Here is a 15577-nt window from a genome sequence, read left to right as displayed (position 1 = left end):
TCATGGACATCACGACTGAAGCGGTGCGCCTCGGGCTGGACCTGGCCCAGGTCCGAGCGGAGATAGCCGGCGCCAACATTGCCCGCGCGAACGTCCCTGGCGCCACGATGCAGCGGGCCGATTTCGCCAGTGCGCTCGACGCGTTGGCTGCGGCGGAGAGGGGCGACGCGGACGCGGGCACCCGCATGCAGGCCATCTCGCAACAGTCGCTGCGCGGCGAAATCGAGCAGTCCGGCGCCGACGACGCGGCGAGCCAGGACGACCAGGTGGCCGAACTGAGCATCCAGGGGTTGGCCTACCGCGCCCTTACGGACGGGTTAAGCCGGCATTTCGGGCTCATGCAACTGGCGATCAGCGGGAAGTAAATTCATGGGTTACGACACTTTGTTTGCCGTCAGCCGCAGCGGCCTGGACTACGAGCGCACGCGCATCGAGAACGCCTCGCGCGACATCGCCGTCGCCAACACGCCGATCGCGCCCGGCCAGCCCACCGCCACCGATCGCAGTGGCGACTTCGGCGCGGCGCTGGGCCTTGCCCACGGCGCGGATCGGCTGGTACGCGATCCGGCCAACCCGATGGCCGACGCCAACGGCATGGTGCATTTCCCCAGGATCGACCTCGTCGCGGAGATGGGCACGCTGGTCTCGGCCAGCCGCGGCTACGAGGCCAATCTGCGGGCCTTCAATACGCTGCGGAACATGCTTGTATCCGCTCTCAACATCGGCAAGGACCAGGCATGATCGACGCCATCACTTCGGTAACGGGCGCCATGCCCGTGCCAGAACTCGCGCCGCGGCCGATCGACTCCACGGGTGACTTTTCCCGTTTGCTTGGCGAGGGCCTGGGTGCGCTCAACACCAGCCTCAACGCCGGCGACCATGCGTTGCGCGCCATGGCGGCGGGCGAGGCCATTCCACTGCACGACGTGATGATCGCCATGGAGCGCGCCCGCCTGGACCTGCAGTTCGCGGTGGAAGTACGCAACCGCGCGGTCGAGGCCTACCAGCAACTGACTCAGATGCAGCTTTGAGGCGATGACGGCCGTGCCTTTCTTCCTTGTTCATACAACGTCCCGCGCACGCTGGCTCTTTGCGCTGGGCCTGGTCGGTATCCTGACGCTGGCTGGGCTCGGTGCCTGGTGGGCGCTGGACCCGGGTTATGCCGTGCTGGCGACCGACATGCGTCCTGCCGATGCTTCCGAGATCGGCGCGGCATTGTCAGGTTGGGGCATTCCCTACCGCTTCGAGGACGGCGACAAGATCATGCTGGTGCCGCGGGAGAGCGTGTATCCCACGCGCATGAGGTTGGCTGCCGAGGGCATCCCACACGGCGGCAGCGTGGGTTTCGAGGCCTTCAAGGATTCGGACTACGGCGTCACCGAATTCGCCCAGCGCATCAACTACCAGCGCGCGCTGCAGGGTGAGCTGGAGCGCACCATCCAGACCATGCGCGAGGTGCGCTCGGCACGCGTGCACCTGACCATCCATCATGCCGGCCTGTTCGAGCAGGACCAGGAGGGCTCGAAGGCGTCCGTCAGCCTTGCGTTGCGCGACCGCCAGAAGCTCGGCGCATACCAGGTCGCGGGTATCCAGCGCCTGGTCGCTTCGGCAGTGGAGGGGCTCGACCCGGCGAACGTAACCCTGCTGGACGACCAGGGTACGGCCCTGTCCGGTGGCGTGGACATGCTGGCCGATCGCGAGGATCAGGTTGCACGGCTGGAGGCCTCGCTGCAGGCGCAGGCGTCGTCGCTGCTCGCCCGTGCACTGCACCGCAAAGACTTCACCGTATCGGTTGCGGTCAGGCTCAACTACGACCGGGTCAAGCGGGTCGGCAACCGCGTGCTTGCCCAGGACAAGGATGGCCATGGCGTGCTGGTGCGGGAGAAGACCGACTCCAACCGGGCCCCCGCCCAGGCTGCCAGCACCAGCGGCAACATGGCCTCCAGCCGCGAGGTCGAGTACGCGCACGGCACGGAGCAGGAAGAAATCGAGCAGGCGCCCGGGCGCATCGAGCGCATCAGCGTGGGCATCGTCCTGCCGGTGACGGTGCCGGCGGCGCGGTTCAAGGAATTGTCCGGCGTGGTGGCGGCCGGTATCGGCCTGGATCCGTCCCGCGGCGATCGCGTCGAACTGGCCATTGCGACCGCTCCTGCAGTGGCCCCCGAAGCCCATGCGGAGGTATCCGCCACACCGGACCCGGCCACGACGCACGCCGCCGCCCAGCCGGCTCGGCCAGTGCGGACCGTTGCGACCTCCGCGCTTGCGTATTGGATCGGTGGCGGGCTGGCCGGCACCGTTTTCCTTCTCCTGCTTCTGGCGGTATTCCGCCAGAAGCAGCCGCGCCGACTCACCGTGGCCGAAAGGCAGGAGGCGCTGGTGCGCATCCGCCAGTGGATCGAAGCACCGGAGAGCGCGCCATGAATCATGAAGGCATGCGGCAGGCGGCAGTCCTGCTTGCCAGCCTGCACCCGAGCGACCGCGCGTGGATCCGACGCCGGTTGCCGGCTGGGTGGCGGGGGCGGTTGAAGCGCTTGCTGCGGCAGGTGCGGGCCTTGGGGCAGGCCGATGGAGGCGTATTGAGCGATGCTCTGCACACCGCACAGGATGCGCGGCCGGACCCGCCGACGCCCGACGTGCTGCTTGCCGGCCTGGACGGGTTGTCGCCGGCATGGGTCGCCCGCACTCTGACCGCCTGTGCGCTCGACCATCGCGAGCTGTACCTGGCCGGGCAGCTACCGGTTGACCAGGAGAACGTCGAGCGCGCACTGCGCGAAGGCCCGGCCTCGTTGCCGCCAAAACTGGCGGGCGCGCTGGCGCAATTGGTACGTCAGCGTGGCGAGCGGGCATTGGCGCTGGGGAGTTGCCTGTGAGCGGCGTGCGCAGGATCGCTACCGCCGCCGTCCTGCTCGGCAGCACGGCACGGCCGCTGGATCGCTCGCCGGTGACGACCACGGCAGTCGAGGCGCCGTCCGCCAAGTCGGAAGAGATGTACAGGCAGGCCTATCTCGAGGGCTTCGCTGCCGGCGAGGAGGATGGCCGCAAGGAAGCCCAGCGGCAGGCCAGCGCATCGCTGCAGCAGCTCGCGGATGCACTCGCCGAGGCGGAAGTGGAAAAGCAGCGTTGGCGAGAAAGCCTGCGCGAGGCCATCGAACAGTTTGCGCAGGCCACCGCGCAACAGCACGACGCGGTGGAGCTGCTGGCCGCGGACGTTGCGGAAATCGCGGTGCGTCAGATCGTCGGGCACCTGCATGCCGAGCGCCGAGCGGTGGAGGCAGCCTGTCGCGAGACTTTGCGCGCGCTGCACGTTCCGTCCGCGCAGGTGCGCGTCAGCGCTTCCGATCGGGAGGCGTTTGGCGAGCTGCCGCCAGGCATCGAGCTGGTTGCCGACGCCTCGCTGGCACCGGGTGCCTGCCTGCTGCACTCGCCGCTGGGCGATATCGACGCCGGCCTCGCCACCCAACTGGCCCGGCTGCGCGAGACGCTCGCCGCCGCGCTCACGAGTGAGCGCGCATGAGCAGGACGGCGCAGCGCCTGGTCGAGTCCGTGCGCGATGTTTCCTTCCGTGTGCATTGCGGTTGCGTGACGGCCTGCAACGGGCTGATGGTGGAGTCACGCGGACCCGGCAGCTCACTCGGGGACTTGTGTGCGATTGACCTGGCAGGGTGCCGTTCGCTCGATGCGCAGGTGATCGGCTTCCGCGACGATCGGGTGTTGCTGATGCCGTTCGGCGATGCGCAGGGGGTTACGGTGGGCAGCAGGGTACGAGTTGCCGGCCGCCGCCGTGACGTGCCCGTCGGCAAGGCCATGCTTGGCCGGGTGGTCGATGCGCTCGGCCAGCCCATCGACGGCCAGGGCCCGATCGCCTATGCGGCGCACGTGCCGTTGCATCATGCGCCGATCATGCCGCTGCAGCGCGCCGAGGTCGGCGACGTGCTGGAGACCGGCGTCCGCTCGATCGACACCCTGGTCACGCTCGGCCGTGGCCAACGCGTGGGAATCTTCGCCGGCAGCGGCGTCGGCAAGAGCACGCTGCTCGGCATGCTGACGCGACAGGCGAAGGCCGACATGATCGTGGTCGCGATGGTTGGCGAGCGCGGGCGCGAGGTAGGCGATTTTGTCGCCGAGTCGCTGGGTGACGAGGGGCTGTCCCGCGCCGTGGTGATGGCCGCCACCGCGGATCAGCCGCCGCTGCTACGCATCCACGCCGTGCATGCCGCCCACGCGACCGCCGAATACTTCCGCGACCAGGGCCTGGACGTACTGCTGGTGGTCGATTCGATGACGCGCTTCGCCATGGCGCAGCGCGAGATCGGCATCGCGGCCGGCGAACCGCCCGCGTCGCGCGGCTATCCGCCCTCGGTGTTCACCTGGCTGCCGAGGATACTGGAACGTTGCGGCCGGCTGCGCAGCGGCGGCTCCATCACGGCGGTGTACACCGTGCTGGTGGAGGGCGACGACATGAACGAGCCCATCGCCGATCACATGCGTGCGATCTTGGACGGACACATCGTGCTGGCCCGCGAGCTCGCCGACCGCGGCCAGTTGCCGGCCGTGGACGTGCTTCGTAGCATCAGCCGCCTGATGGGCCGGGTGGCCTCGCCCGAGGAACGAGAGTTGGCGACACGCACCCGCGCACTGCTGGCTGCCTACGAGCGTTCGCGCGACCTGATCAGCATGGGCGCCTACCAAAGCGGCCACGATCCGGTGCTGGACGACGCCGTGCGCGTGCTGCCGGCACTGGAACGCCTGCTGCGCCAGAATCCGGGCGAGCATAGTACGCGCACGCAGGCTCTGGCGATGCTTGCCGCTGCCATCGGCCCAGCGGAGGCACACGCATGACGACGCACAGGGACGTCCGCATGCTTGCGCTGATGGCGCGCGTGGCGCGGGTTCGCGAGATCCAGTCCAGGCAGGCGCTGGCGAAAGCCATCGAACAGGAGGACGCGCAACGGGCACGCACCTGCGAGGCCCAGCTGTGCGTCGACCGCTCCGATGCGGCACTGCATGACGCATTGCGTGGCCCCGCCATTGCCCTGGCGCGACTTCCATTGCTGCAGGAACTGTCCGCGCACGTCCAGGCCACGCTGGTAAGCGAACGCGCGCGATTGGGCGAATGCGAGGAACAGGTTGTAGACCGCACGAACGTTGCCAGCGGGCGTATGCGCCGCCGGGAGATGCTGGATGAGAGGACGGGGGCCACCATGAACCGCCATCGGCAGGTCGATGACATGCGCCAACTCGATATCGCCACCGAGGCCTGGCTGGCCTATCGGCGCACGGAGGCCGCATGACCCAGATCGACGCTCATACTCTGCACACTTCGCGCGCGTGCGCGTCGCAGAACCCGCCAGCGAATCGCGGGCAATCACAGAATTTCCTCGATCATCTGCTTGCGGGCAAACACGACGCGCCAGAAAAGGGAAGTCGCCAGGATAGGGGTTTGCCCCGTGATAGCAAGAGTCCTTCAGCTACCTGGACCGCTCGCGATGTCGTGAGACCTCAGCCACAGGTACAGGGTCAGGCGCTCAAGTACCCCGACGAGCGCGAGAACGTGGATGAAGTATTCGCGGAAGCGCCGGACTTGCGGGGGGCTGGCGGCGTCCTGTCGTTGCTGGCCACGCACTGCGTGCCTTCTGCCAGTACTGGGACAGTGGCTTGCGCGAGGGTGTTCGAGCAGCACGGTTTCGCCAACGGCTACCTTTCCTTCATTGCCGACGTCCCAGGTGCGGGCATACTGAACGAGCGCCACGCCGTGGTTTCTGCGGCGGTCGGACAGGCGCCTGCCGCCGAAGTGCCCGACTCCACGACTGGGCTGGTTGCGGTGCCGGCGGCGGGCGACCGACATTTCGCCGTGGCGACTCCATGGCCGGTCGTCGTGGAAGGCATGGACAGCGTGGCCGGCACGACCACACGGTCTGTCGAGCGGCTGGCGCGGACGCTGGGTCCGTTCGCCGCGGCGAATCAACCCTGGCCGGAGCGCCTGCTGCGCCTCAGCGGGAAGTCCGACGGCAGGACCTCGCTGTGGATACGCGACTACGCGTTGCCGTCGCAAGCCGTACAACCGCTGGTCGCGCAACTGCGGCAACTGGCACTGAAAGAAGGCATTGCGCTCGACCGCGTGATGGTGAACGGCACGGTCGTCTGGCATGCGGAATCATTCCAAGGAGACGTTTGAATGGCCGTAGACGCGATCGGGAGCGTGCTGCAGACGCAGGATGCTGCGCTTCCCGCCAATTCGAAGATCAACGAGCAGGACTTCATCAAGCTGTTCGTCAACGAGCTGCAATACCAGGATCCGATGCAGCCGATGGACAACGGCCAGTTCCTCACCCAGCTGGCGCAGTTCGTCGGCATCCAGCAGCAGCAGCAGACGGTGCAGGGTGTGGACAATCTGCTCATGCTTTCGGCCAGCGGGCAGTCGCTGGGCCTGCTCAACCACACCGTCCAGTTCACCAGCCCCGACGGCGCCACGGTGTCGACGGGCCGGGTGACGGCCATCCAGTTCGACGCCAGCGGCGCCTCGCTGTCGGTCGCGACCTCGACGTCCAATACGGTGACTGGCATCCGCATGTCGCAGATCCAGCAGATCACTCCCTGAGGAGCAAGGCCATGCCGCTGCAATCGCTCTACAACAGCCTGTCCGGGCTTTTCGCCTTCTCCAAAAGCCTGGACACCATCAGCAACAACATCTCCAACATGAACACGCCGGGGTTTCGCGGCAAGGACTCGTTCTTCGAGAACGTCATGGGCGAGAACGGCACCCGCATCGACGGCACCGGCATCCGCACCAGCGAAGGCCAGATCGAGCAAACCGGCAACGCCACGGACCTGGCGATCACCGGCGAGGGCCTGTTCGTGCTGCGCGATCCTTCTACGGGCAAGTACTCCTATACCCGTGCCGGGCAGTTCCAGTTCGACGCCCAGAGCTACCTGGTCGATACCGTCAACCAGTTCCATGTGCAGGGCATCGACGAGAACGGCAACCTCGCCGACATCAGCATCAACAAGCTGCGCTCGCTGCCCGCGGAGGCGACCACGACGGTCGCTGTGACCGGCAACCTTTCTCCCCAGGATACCGATTTCACCGTCAGCAGCCTGACGGTCTACGACGCAAGCGGGAACACCCACACGTACAGCGCGAAGCTGACCAACGACAGCGCCACCACGCCCGGAAGCTGGAAGGTGACCCTGCTCGACGCAAACGGGCAGTCGGTGGTCGACGGCGAGATCCGTTTCAACACCGACGGGTCGATCATGGCCGGCTACAACAGCCTGGCCGTCTCGCTGACGCTGGCGGGCCAGACCCAGCCCGTGACGCTGGACTTCGGCGCCGCCGGAACCCTAAGCGGCGCCACCAGCTATGCCGGTATCGCCTCGAACCTGGTCGCTTCGCCCAAGGACGGCCATTCGGTGGTCGGCGTGGCGTCGTATTCGTTCGACAAGAGCGGCGTGCTGCAGCTCAAGTACGGCGATCAGGAGACCCGCCAGGGCGCACGCGTTGCACTGGCCGCCTTTGCCGACGAGAGTTCGCTCGAATTGCTCGATGGCCGCCTCTACGAAGGCAGTCCGGCCCAGCAACGACAGCTGGGCGGGGCAGGCGAGGGCCTGTTCGGCACGATCACTGGCGGCAGCCTGGAGATGTCCAACGTGGACCTGACCCAGGAGCTGGCCGACATGATCGTCATCCAGCGCGGTTACCAGGCCAACTCCCGCGTCATGACGGTAACTAACGACATGCTGCAGCAGCTCTATGACTCTACGCGCGGCAGCTGACGTGTCGGTTCGTTTCGGTTGGACGGGCTCCACCCGTCGCACGGTCCTGTACGGGAGGATCGCCGCGTGCGTGCAGGCCTGGCTGGCCGACTGGCAGGTAGCCCACGACGGTGCGGCGCCTCCGGTGGAAGGGGCGCCGATCGTTTCGCCCCCACTCGGCGACGCCTGTGTGCTGCAGGCTGGCGTCGATCACGCCTGCCTCATGGTGGCCATTGTGCGCAACGACCTAGCGCGATTCGGCAACTGGCTCGCTGACATCCGCGGAAGCACCGCCACGCTGTCGTGCGACGTGGGCAGGGCGGCGCTCGAGGATCTCACGCAGCGGATGGGCCAGTTGGCAGGGAGCGGCACGGTAGCCCAGTACGGTGCTGACGCCTGGCCGCGAGACCTGACGCGCGAGGAATTGGGCGCGGTCGGCGCCGTATTCGAAGTAGGTGGCGTTGCCGTCAACCTGGCGCTGTCGCGCGATGCGGTAGACGCCGTCTGCCCATCCACGCCTTCCCCTACCGGTCGATCGCTGCAGCTGCGGGCGGATGCGGCCGGGACAGCCTCCGTACGCCTGACCGCCGGACTCGATTTCGGATCGATCAGCATGCGCGAGCTTGCCGACCTGCGCGTGGGCGAAGTGCTCGTCGGCGAATGTCCGCTCGAAACGCCGATCCGGGTATCGGCACCCGGGTCGGCGCCGGTGTGGAACGCGCGCATGGGGCGCATCGGCAACCGTCTGGCCATCGCCCTGGTTCAACCATCATCACAGCAGGAAAACGTATGAACACCGCGACGCTCGTCGAGACTATCGAGTTGCCCGAACTCCCTGTCGCCAGGCGTGGGAAGGCGGAGCCCGTGATCCAGCGCGACCTGGCTCTTCTCAATCACGTGTCGGTGAAGCTGGAAATCGTATTGGGCCAGACCACCCTGACCGTCAAGGAACTGTTCGCGCTGGCCCAGGGCGACACGCTGACCCTGGACACCGAGCTCGACGCGCCGGTCCAGCTTCAGCTGGATGGCAAGGTCATCGGTCGCGGGCACCTGGTCGCCGTGGGTGACCGCTTTGGCCTCAGGATCACCGACCTCGCCGAATGAACACATGCTCCAGGCTGCTGGGCGCTGGGGTTACCGTGGCGCCATCCATCCCTTACCGCACCGAGTCGGCGATCACGGCCGGCAAGGCCTTGTCGGTGTTCGGGGCGACCATCGCATTGTTGGCGGTCACCGTTGGCGTGCTGCTGTGGGTGCGCAAGCGGGGTTGGCTGCAGCGCTGGTCGATGATGGCGGGTGGTGGCAGTAAGCCGGGCCGGAATGCTCCCCGCGTCCTGGGGCAGGCCCGCCTCGGGCAGTCTTCGCATGCCTACGTCGTCGAAGTCGATGGCTCGCGCTTCGTAGTGGTCGAGTCATCCAGGCACGTGAGCCTGCATGCGTTGCCCGAAGGAAACGCGGCGCCGGGTGAAGGGCATGAGTAAATTCCCGCTCAGGGCATGGGTACTGGCCGCACTGGTCGTGCTGGCGGCGTGGCTGCCTGCAACGGCGATGGCCGATCCGCTCCAGGACCTTCTGGCGAAGGCCTCGGCCCAGGATCTTTCCCCGGCCCTGCGCTCGTTTCTGCTGCTCACGCTGCTGTCCATCGTTCCGTTGCTGCTGATCAGCCTCACGTCGTTCACGCGGATCGTGGTGGTCCTTTCGCTTCTGCGCAGTGCGCTGGGGCTGCAACAGACACCGCCGAACAGCGTGCTGGTGACCCTCGCGCTGTTCCTGACTCTGTTCACGATGTCACCGGTGCTGCAGACAGCCAAGACCAGCGCGCTGGATCCCTACCTGCGCAAGGAGATTGCGGCACCCGTGGCATTGGAAAAGGGATTCCAGCCGCTCAAGGTCTTTATGGTCAGGCAGACACGCAAGGAGGACCTGCTCGCTGTCGTCGGCATGGCTGGTCACCCTGCACCCAGGAGTATCGATGACATCTCGGCGCTAGAACTCGTGCCCGCCTTCATGCTCAGCGAGCTGCGTACGGCTTTCCAGATCGGTTTCGTGATTTTCCTGCCGTTCCTGCTCATCGACCTGGTGGTGGCTGCGATCCTGATGGCGCTGGGCATGATCATGGTGCCGCCGTCCACGGTGAGCCTGCCGCTGAAGATACTGCTGTTCCTGCTCATCAATGGCTGGTCGTTGGTTGCCCAAGCCCTGCTGTCGAGCTTTCATCCGACGTGACGCATGTCGCCGACCTTGAATATTCCCGAAAAGGAGCTTTGGAGCCGCTGGGTCGACCAGCGAGAGCAGAGAGCTCGCGAGGCGCTGATTCAGATGCACGTGTCGTGGTCGCGCCTAGTTGCGCGGGATGTCTACTTGAAGGCACGCATCAGGGGCGCAGAGTGGGCGGACTATGTACAGAACGCAACGGTCGGATTGATCGAGGCAATTGACCACTACGAATTAGGTCGTGGCGTCGACTTTCGTACTTACGCCAGGCACCGGGTACGCGGTTCGGTGTTCAATGGATTGCGCCACCTCGCCTCCGCTTCGCATGTTCGACACCCGCAGGAAGCTCTTGCAGAACGATCATCTTCACTTGCTGGTGGCGAGTCAGATCCGCTGGAGGCCTTCACGTCCTGGACTGTCGGGATGGGCATTGGCTACTTGCTGGAAGTCGCCTCGCTTGAGGATGGGCGTGACGATGTCGACCGTGGCCCATATGCGACAGCGGTACGTGAACAACTCTCGGAGATCTTGAAATGCACGCTTGGGAAGTTGTCTGGGCGGGAGCACATGGTGCTGACATTGCACTATTTTCAGCATGTCCCATTCGTCGACATTGCCAGTCAGATGCAGCTTACGAAGGGCCGCATATCGCAGATCCATCGTCAGGCGATCGAGTCGATGCGGGCGCACATGAAGACGTCCTATTCGGTGGATGCCCGATAGGCGGGCACAGCATTCCCGCAAAATTAGCTTTGAGGTGGCCTTTCTTCTCCGGACACGATGATCAGGTTAGGTATCACGGCGTCGTTATCGACGCTGGTGCCCGTAGGGCGATTAGGCCAAGTTATCGGGGGTAGGGGAGGTTAAACCCTTCGACTCCCGGAGGCCTATCCTGTCCAGATCCCAACTGGCCACCGGCTATGTACTGACTGGCTCATGGCCTATCCGCCGCCCCGTACCGGCTGATTGGGTGTTGGCGTACAAGTCGCCCCTCAGCTCCGAAGCAACTCGTAGGTGTGCTGCTCTCCGTTGTCAGCAAAAAGGATCCAATTCTTGAACCACAGGGAATTCGGGAAGTCCGTATGCAATCTGATCTCCCCAGTTAACGGGTCGACGAAGCAGCAGCTTGTCTCTGTGTCGAGACTGTGGACCACCATTGCGATTCTGAGGCGATTGTCATTGTGGAGGGCCATCCATCCCCGTGGCCACTGGCCATCTTCAGGAAGTGCGCTGGATGGGCTGCCTAGGGTGACTTGAAGTTGAAGCGAGGGAAGCACTGCGACCTCGGTCTTGTCGTTCCATTCATCCACGAACGCATTATCACCAAACAACGCGAATGAGCAGGTCTGGCCGTGGAAATTTCCGGTCAGGAAGAGACCCGACTCCGAGAGATTAAATTGACCGGTGGTACTACGACGCAACGGTTGCTTTTGCAAACTATCAAGGCTAATTGGACCGTACATTTGGCGTTCCTTTGTGAGCGGCATCCTTATCTTACTCAGCACAACCGCATGGCACGAGATAGATAGAATTTACTTTCGAATGGCACTCGTTGGCTCCGCCCAAGTCGACGCGTGAGGTCTATTTCAGACGGTTATCGCGAGTGGAGCGGCCTGATCCTTCGACACTCAAAGGATACTTCGGCTACCTTACGTTACCGTAGACACGACGTCCCCCCGCTTTTGAGTAGCACAGCGGTTTGGAGTCCAATCCCCCATCCGAAGGAGATTGGACGTGAAGAAGCGATTTACCGAAGAACAAATCATCGGCTTCCTGCGCGAGGCGGAGGCCGGCATGCCGGTGAAGGATCTGTGCCGCAAGCACGGCTTCAGCGAGGCCTCGTACTACCTGTGGCGCAGCAAGTTCGGCGGCATGAGCGTGCCCGACGCCAGGCGGCTGAAGGAGCTGGAGACGGAGAATGGGCGGTTGAAGAGGCTGCTGGCCGAGCAGGTGCTGGAGAACGAGGTCATCAAGGACGCCCTGCGAAAAAAGTGGTGAGCGCACCGGCGCGGCGCGAGCTGGTGCGGCAGATGGTCGACAAGGGGTTGAGTGAGCGACGTTCGCTGGCGGTCGTGGGCATGAGCGCCAGCGCGTATCGCTATACGCCATGCCCGGATCACAACGGGGAGCTTCGGCACCGCATCGTGGCGCTGGCGCAGCGGCACAAGCGCTATGGCGTGGGAATGATCCATCTGAAGCTACGACAGGCGGGGCTGCTGGTGAACTACAAGCGCGTGGAACGGCTGTATCAGGAAGCCAAGCTGCAGGTGCGTCGACGCAAGCGGAAGAAGGTGCCCGCGGCCGAGCGACAGCCACTGGCCCGGCCGAAGGCAGCCAACGAGGTCTGGTCGATGGACTTCGTGTTCGACCGCACGGCCGAAGGGCGCGTCATCAAGTGCCTGACCGTCGTCGATGACGCCACCCACGAGGCGATGGTCATCGAAGTGGAGCGAGCCATCTCCGGCCTGGGCGTGACACGGGTGATGGATCGCCTGGCGCTCAGCCGCGGCCTGCCCAAGGTGATTCGCAGCGACAACGGCAAGGAGTTCTGCGGCAAGGCGATGCTCACCTGTGCGCACGAGCGTGGCGTGCAGCTGCGGCTGATCGAACCGGGCAAGCCGAACCAGAACGCCTACATCGAGTCGTTCAACGGCCGCCTGCGCGACGAATGCCTCAACGAGCATGGGTTTCCCAGCCTGCTGCATGCGCGTGCCGAGATCGAAAGCTGGCGGCGGGAATACAACGAGGAACGACCGAAGAAGGCGCTCGGCGGCCTGACACCCGCCGCCTATGCGAAGCAGTTAAAGTGAGCCCGGACTCTAAACCGTCCCGCTACTCAAAGCGGGGGGACGTCGGACACACCGCGGACCTATCAGAGTGAATGGAACGAAGGCGAGCTACTCGAACCGTTTTCAGGCGGGATGGGCGTCAGCCCTTGGCTGCGCCTTCAACCCACTGCTCATAAATGTCGGTCGCCCAATGCCTCCCATACTGGCTAGGCTTGGAAGCAAGTGCGAAGGCCTTGATCGAATATTTGACCGCTTCATCGGCCGCCTTGGCGTGCCAGCCATGCTTGATGCACCAAGCCCGAATGTTCCCCGGATCCTCGGTTTGGCGGTGCGCCCGAAGGATGCGAAAGGCATCCTTGACGGATTCCTGGTCTAGTGAACTGAGGACCTGGCTGCCGAGGTTGATGCGTGAGGTCATGGACAGTAGTGCCGCTTCCACTACCTTGTTGCCGATAGGTTCGAAATCCTCTTGAGGCTTATTCGGTGTGATAGGCCCCCACGAGCGCTTCCAGCTGTCGACGGCTTCAAGAAGGTGAGGCACACAGATCACCAACTTCGGGTGAGGGTTGGAATCCACCTTATCCATCATTTTCTGGTCGGCATAGATCACAACCACTGCGTCGCAGGGCGTATAGCCCTTAAACGAGGCGTCCGTCTCTAGCCTCAGGGAACTACTTTCAAGGGAAAGTCGCTTGTTCGAAAGGAGCGCCTTGGAAGCCTTCGTGCCGAGGGCGCCTTCGAGCGTTGTTCCTTGCAGGGCTCCCTTGGTAGGAATGTAAAGGACGCACTGCCTCAGAGCCGAGTCTTGCAAGACTTCATGCAACAGCTCTTGAAGCGCTTTCAGAATGGCTGATCGCTCGAAGGTCTCGTCCGGGATAAGTACTCTCTTGATGGTAACTTTGCTCATGCTTTCCGCACTTCCTTGCTTTGGCTGAAACGCAGCTCTCTCGAATTTTTCTGTCAAGATGACGATGTACATCGTCCCATTCGACCATCACACCAACCCACTCTTCTTTGCCCGAGAGAGAACATGAGGCCGGCGTAGACAGCGGGAAATGCTCTGTTGTTGGGGCGACTTCGAGCTTGTAGAGGAAAAGGGCGTAGGCTCTTTCGTAAATTTCTCGGAGCTCTCGACGGGCCGCTTTGGCCGCATCCGAAAAGTGGCGTAGTCATCTCAAAAATGTCCCTTCTTCCATTCCCTGCGCAGCAAGGCCACCAAATCTTCCACCAAATGTTCAGTCTGCTGGGTCAGTGCGGGGCGGGGCCGATGGGCGGGGCGCAGATGTACGGCTTCTGGCCTGCCCATGAACATCTGAAACGAACCAGGACTCGCCTCCTGCTCTTTCTGTGTCCGCCACGTTCCACCATCTCCACCTGTGATCTTGGCGGCCAGCGCGCAATGGGTCAGGCGCTGAGTAGGATCAACCTTGTCCAAGAGCCATATGGCGTAGCGCAGCGCTTTAGAAAGTGTGACGATGACATCTTCTTCAATCACCACCATGCCATGGCTCGCAAGGTTCAGTGGCAAGCGGATGTTGATAGTGCCTTCCGGCTCAAGCCGTACTTCGCCTTGGCCTTCGTCATGCGTTAGGACCAAGGCGTGACCTTGAACCTTCGCGATGTTGGATTTCTCAGTCGAAAACAACTTAGTGGGGCCGAACAACGCCGATTGGGTGATCTCATCAGCCAACTGGCCGCTTTCGATTTCACTGGGGCGAAGAATCGCTTGCTTCGGTCCCGAGGCGACCGAGAGGACCAAGGTCCGGCCGAACCGGGAATAACCCCTCTGTTCCTCTGGGAGCGCAGCCAAGGCCTCTTGAAGCATCGCTTGCTCATCGACGGGACCTGTGGCGTTGGACACCATCCAACCATGCAACTGCTTTGTGACCAAACGCCGTAGTTCTTCAGGTGTGGCGAATCCTTGCCAGAAGAGTCCTGAGTCCCACTTGCCAGCCTCATCGATGAATGCGTTCTGCTCAGGGTCGCGCTGGTCAACGTTCTGCACGAAGACGAAGACGGGGCGCTTCTCTCGGGCATCCCGATACTCCTCATGGGTCGCGGAGAGGCCGGAGGGCTGGGTTTCCCCATAACGCTCGCCCATCAAGAGCACCACGGCCGCAGCTTGGCGAACCCCTTGCAAGCACGCGATCTGGGGAGATGACGGTCTTGCACCGAAATCCTCAGCCATGATCGCTTCGCACTCCAACTGCTCGATGGCCTCTTTGGCGGCGGCACGAAAGGGAACCATGCTGGAGATCAGCGAGCTGATGAAGATTTTGGGTTTCATGGCCTGGCCTTCCTGGAGTTGGGCTATTTGACAACGAAGACGTCTCAACAGATGCGACAGGTAGATGTGAGCCTAGCCAGATTACCAACAGAGGCAAAGCGATGTCGTACGTTGATCGGATGTGCTTTCGGATGATGGCTTGGTGTCTCGTGCCCCTGTGGGCATCCATCCCTGTGGCCTACGCCATGGACGCCGTTTTGAAGCTGCCGGCCGCTCTTGGCGGACCAGCCAACCAATCCGACGTTCTCTTTCTCGTTGGCATGATAGGTGCGGGGATCAGCCTCATTCTGTTCGCCATTCAAGGTGTCCGCTTGTGGCGTTGGCGGCTCGGTAAGACGGTGGATTGCATTGTCTGCGGATGCTTGCTCGGGAATGAGCGAGAAGGGCGCTGGGGACCCTATCGGAAATGTCTCGGATGTGGGAAAAACCATTCAGCGCGTTTGGGATAAAGCGAGGCCTCGAACCGGAGGTTGGGATTTCTCCTTCGGGAAAGCCACATGATTAGAGCGGGTTATCGGGGAGGGCCGGAACCCGG

20 protein-coding genes are annotated in these 15577 nt (G+C 63.6%); 17 read left to right on the top strand and 3 right to left on the bottom strand.

The features are described 5' to 3' along the window. Positions 1-2: 2 nt before the first annotated feature. From R5H19_RS09655 to R5H19_RS09580, 16 genes are all read left to right on the top strand, one after another. The gene (locus R5H19_RS09655; protein ID WP_318158782.1) at positions 3-365 is read left to right on the top strand and encodes a hypothetical protein; all 363 of its coding nucleotides are present in this window, start codon (positions 3-5) and stop codon (positions 363-365) included. A 4-nt stretch (positions 366-369) separates the two neighbouring features. Then, positions 370-741 (top strand): flagellar basal body rod C-terminal domain-containing protein, encoded by a 372-nt coding sequence (locus R5H19_RS09650; RefSeq protein ID WP_318158781.1) that lies wholly within the window; start codon positions 370-372, stop codon positions 739-741. Continuing rightward, positions 738-1031 carry a flagellar hook-basal body complex protein FliE gene (fliE, locus tag R5H19_RS09645; RefSeq protein WP_318158780.1) on the top strand — a complete coding sequence of 98 codons (294 nt, stop codon included), beginning with the start codon at positions 738-740 and terminating at the stop codon, positions 1029-1031. The genes R5H19_RS09650 and fliE overlap by 4 nt, the downstream gene beginning before the upstream one ends. A gap of 4 nt (positions 1032-1035) precedes the next feature. Further along, the gene (fliF, locus tag R5H19_RS09640; protein ID WP_318158779.1) at positions 1036-2421 is read left to right on the top strand and encodes a flagellar basal-body MS-ring/collar protein FliF; all 1386 of its coding nucleotides are present in this window, start codon (positions 1036-1038) and stop codon (positions 2419-2421) included. Next, complete coding sequence (locus R5H19_RS09635) at positions 2418-2870, top strand: hypothetical protein (protein ID WP_318158778.1); 453 nt, start codon at positions 2418-2420, stop codon at positions 2868-2870. Before fliF ends, R5H19_RS09635 begins: the two co-directional genes overlap by 4 nt. Further along, positions 2867-3514, top strand: a complete 648-nt coding sequence (locus R5H19_RS09630) for a FliH/SctL family protein (protein ID WP_318158777.1) — start codon at positions 2867-2869, stop codon at positions 3512-3514. Before R5H19_RS09635 ends, R5H19_RS09630 begins: the two co-directional genes overlap by 4 nt. Continuing rightward, entirely contained in the window at positions 3511-4839 is a 1329-nt protein-coding gene (locus R5H19_RS09625; RefSeq protein ID WP_318158776.1) for a FliI/YscN family ATPase, read from the top strand. The genes R5H19_RS09630 and R5H19_RS09625 overlap by 4 nt, the downstream gene beginning before the upstream one ends. 20 nt (positions 4840-4859) lie before the next feature. Continuing rightward, positions 4860-5291 (top strand): hypothetical protein, encoded by a 432-nt coding sequence (locus R5H19_RS09620; RefSeq protein WP_318158775.1) that lies wholly within the window; start codon positions 4860-4862, stop codon positions 5289-5291. After that, positions 5288-6175, top strand: coding sequence for a hypothetical protein (locus tag R5H19_RS09615; protein ID WP_318158774.1), 888 nt, complete (start codon positions 5288-5290; stop codon positions 6173-6175). Before R5H19_RS09620 ends, R5H19_RS09615 begins: the two co-directional genes overlap by 4 nt. Continuing rightward, positions 6176-6598 carry a flagellar hook capping FlgD N-terminal domain-containing protein gene (locus R5H19_RS09610; protein WP_318158773.1) on the top strand — a complete coding sequence of 141 codons (423 nt, stop codon included), beginning with the start codon at positions 6176-6178 and terminating at the stop codon, positions 6596-6598. It begins immediately after the preceding gene. Between the two features lie 11 nt (positions 6599-6609). After that, the gene (gene flgF, locus R5H19_RS09605; RefSeq protein ID WP_318158772.1) at positions 6610-7773 is read left to right on the top strand and encodes a flagellar basal-body rod protein FlgF; all 1164 of its coding nucleotides are present in this window, start codon (positions 6610-6612) and stop codon (positions 7771-7773) included. A gap of 70 nt (positions 7774-7843) precedes the next feature. Next, positions 7844-8545 (top strand): FliM/FliN family flagellar motor switch protein, encoded by a 702-nt coding sequence (locus R5H19_RS09600; RefSeq protein WP_318158771.1) that lies wholly within the window; start codon positions 7844-7846, stop codon positions 8543-8545. Then, entirely contained in the window at positions 8542-8856 is a 315-nt protein-coding gene (locus tag R5H19_RS09595) for a FliM/FliN family flagellar motor switch protein (RefSeq protein ID WP_318158770.1), read from the top strand. The genes R5H19_RS09600 and R5H19_RS09595 overlap by 4 nt, the downstream gene beginning before the upstream one ends. Positions 8857-8891: 35 nt before the next feature. Next, entirely contained in the window at positions 8892-9233 is a 342-nt protein-coding gene (locus tag R5H19_RS09590) for a flagellar biosynthetic protein FliO (protein WP_318158769.1), read from the top strand. Further along, positions 9226-9978, top strand: coding sequence for a flagellar type III secretion system pore protein FliP (gene fliP, locus R5H19_RS09585; RefSeq protein ID WP_318158768.1), 753 nt, complete (start codon positions 9226-9228; stop codon positions 9976-9978). The genes R5H19_RS09590 and fliP overlap by 8 nt, the downstream gene beginning before the upstream one ends. A 3-nt stretch (positions 9979-9981) precedes the next feature. Then, a complete protein-coding gene (locus R5H19_RS09580; protein ID WP_318158767.1) occupies positions 9982-10689 on the top strand; it encodes a sigma-70 family RNA polymerase sigma factor in 708 nt (235 codons plus the stop codon). A gap of 269 nt (positions 10690-10958) precedes the next feature. Here the strand turns inward: R5H19_RS09580 and R5H19_RS09575 are convergent, their stop codons facing one another. Beyond that, the gene (locus tag R5H19_RS09575; protein WP_318158766.1) at positions 10959-11429 is read right to left on the bottom strand and encodes a hypothetical protein; all 471 of its coding nucleotides are present in this window, start codon (positions 11427-11429) and stop codon (positions 10959-10961) included. 271 nt (positions 11430-11700) lie between these two features. Between R5H19_RS09575 and R5H19_RS09570 the strand changes: the two genes are divergently transcribed. Further along, positions 11701-12776 (top strand): IS3 family transposase gene (locus tag R5H19_RS09570; RefSeq protein WP_318158765.1). Its coding sequence is split into 2 segments (ribosomal slippage): positions 11701-11956 and positions 11956-12776, totalling 1077 coding nucleotides; the frame shifts between segments, so codons are not numbered across the junction. Between the two features lie 118 nt (positions 12777-12894). Here R5H19_RS09570 and R5H19_RS09565 read toward each other — a convergent pair. Both R5H19_RS09565 and R5H19_RS09560 read right to left on the bottom strand, forming a co-directional pair. Beyond that, the gene (locus tag R5H19_RS09565; protein ID WP_318158764.1) at positions 12895-13734 is read right to left on the bottom strand and encodes a hypothetical protein; all 840 of its coding nucleotides are present in this window, start codon (positions 13732-13734) and stop codon (positions 12895-12897) included. A gap of 195 nt (positions 13735-13929) precedes the next feature. Beyond that, on the bottom strand, positions 13930-15042 hold the full coding sequence (locus R5H19_RS09560; protein ID WP_318158763.1) for a DUF4062 domain-containing protein: 1113 nt from the start codon (positions 15040-15042) through the stop codon (positions 13930-13932). Between the last annotated feature and the right edge of the window lie 535 nt (positions 15043-15577).

This window comes from Rhodanobacter sp. KK11 (assembly GCF_033345435.1).
In the GTDB taxonomy this organism is placed as follows: domain Bacteria; phylum Pseudomonadota; class Gammaproteobacteria; order Xanthomonadales; family Rhodanobacteraceae; genus Rhodanobacter.
The sequence above is the reverse complement of the archived record's forward strand: the minus strand, read 5'-3'. Positions and strand labels throughout refer to the sequence as shown.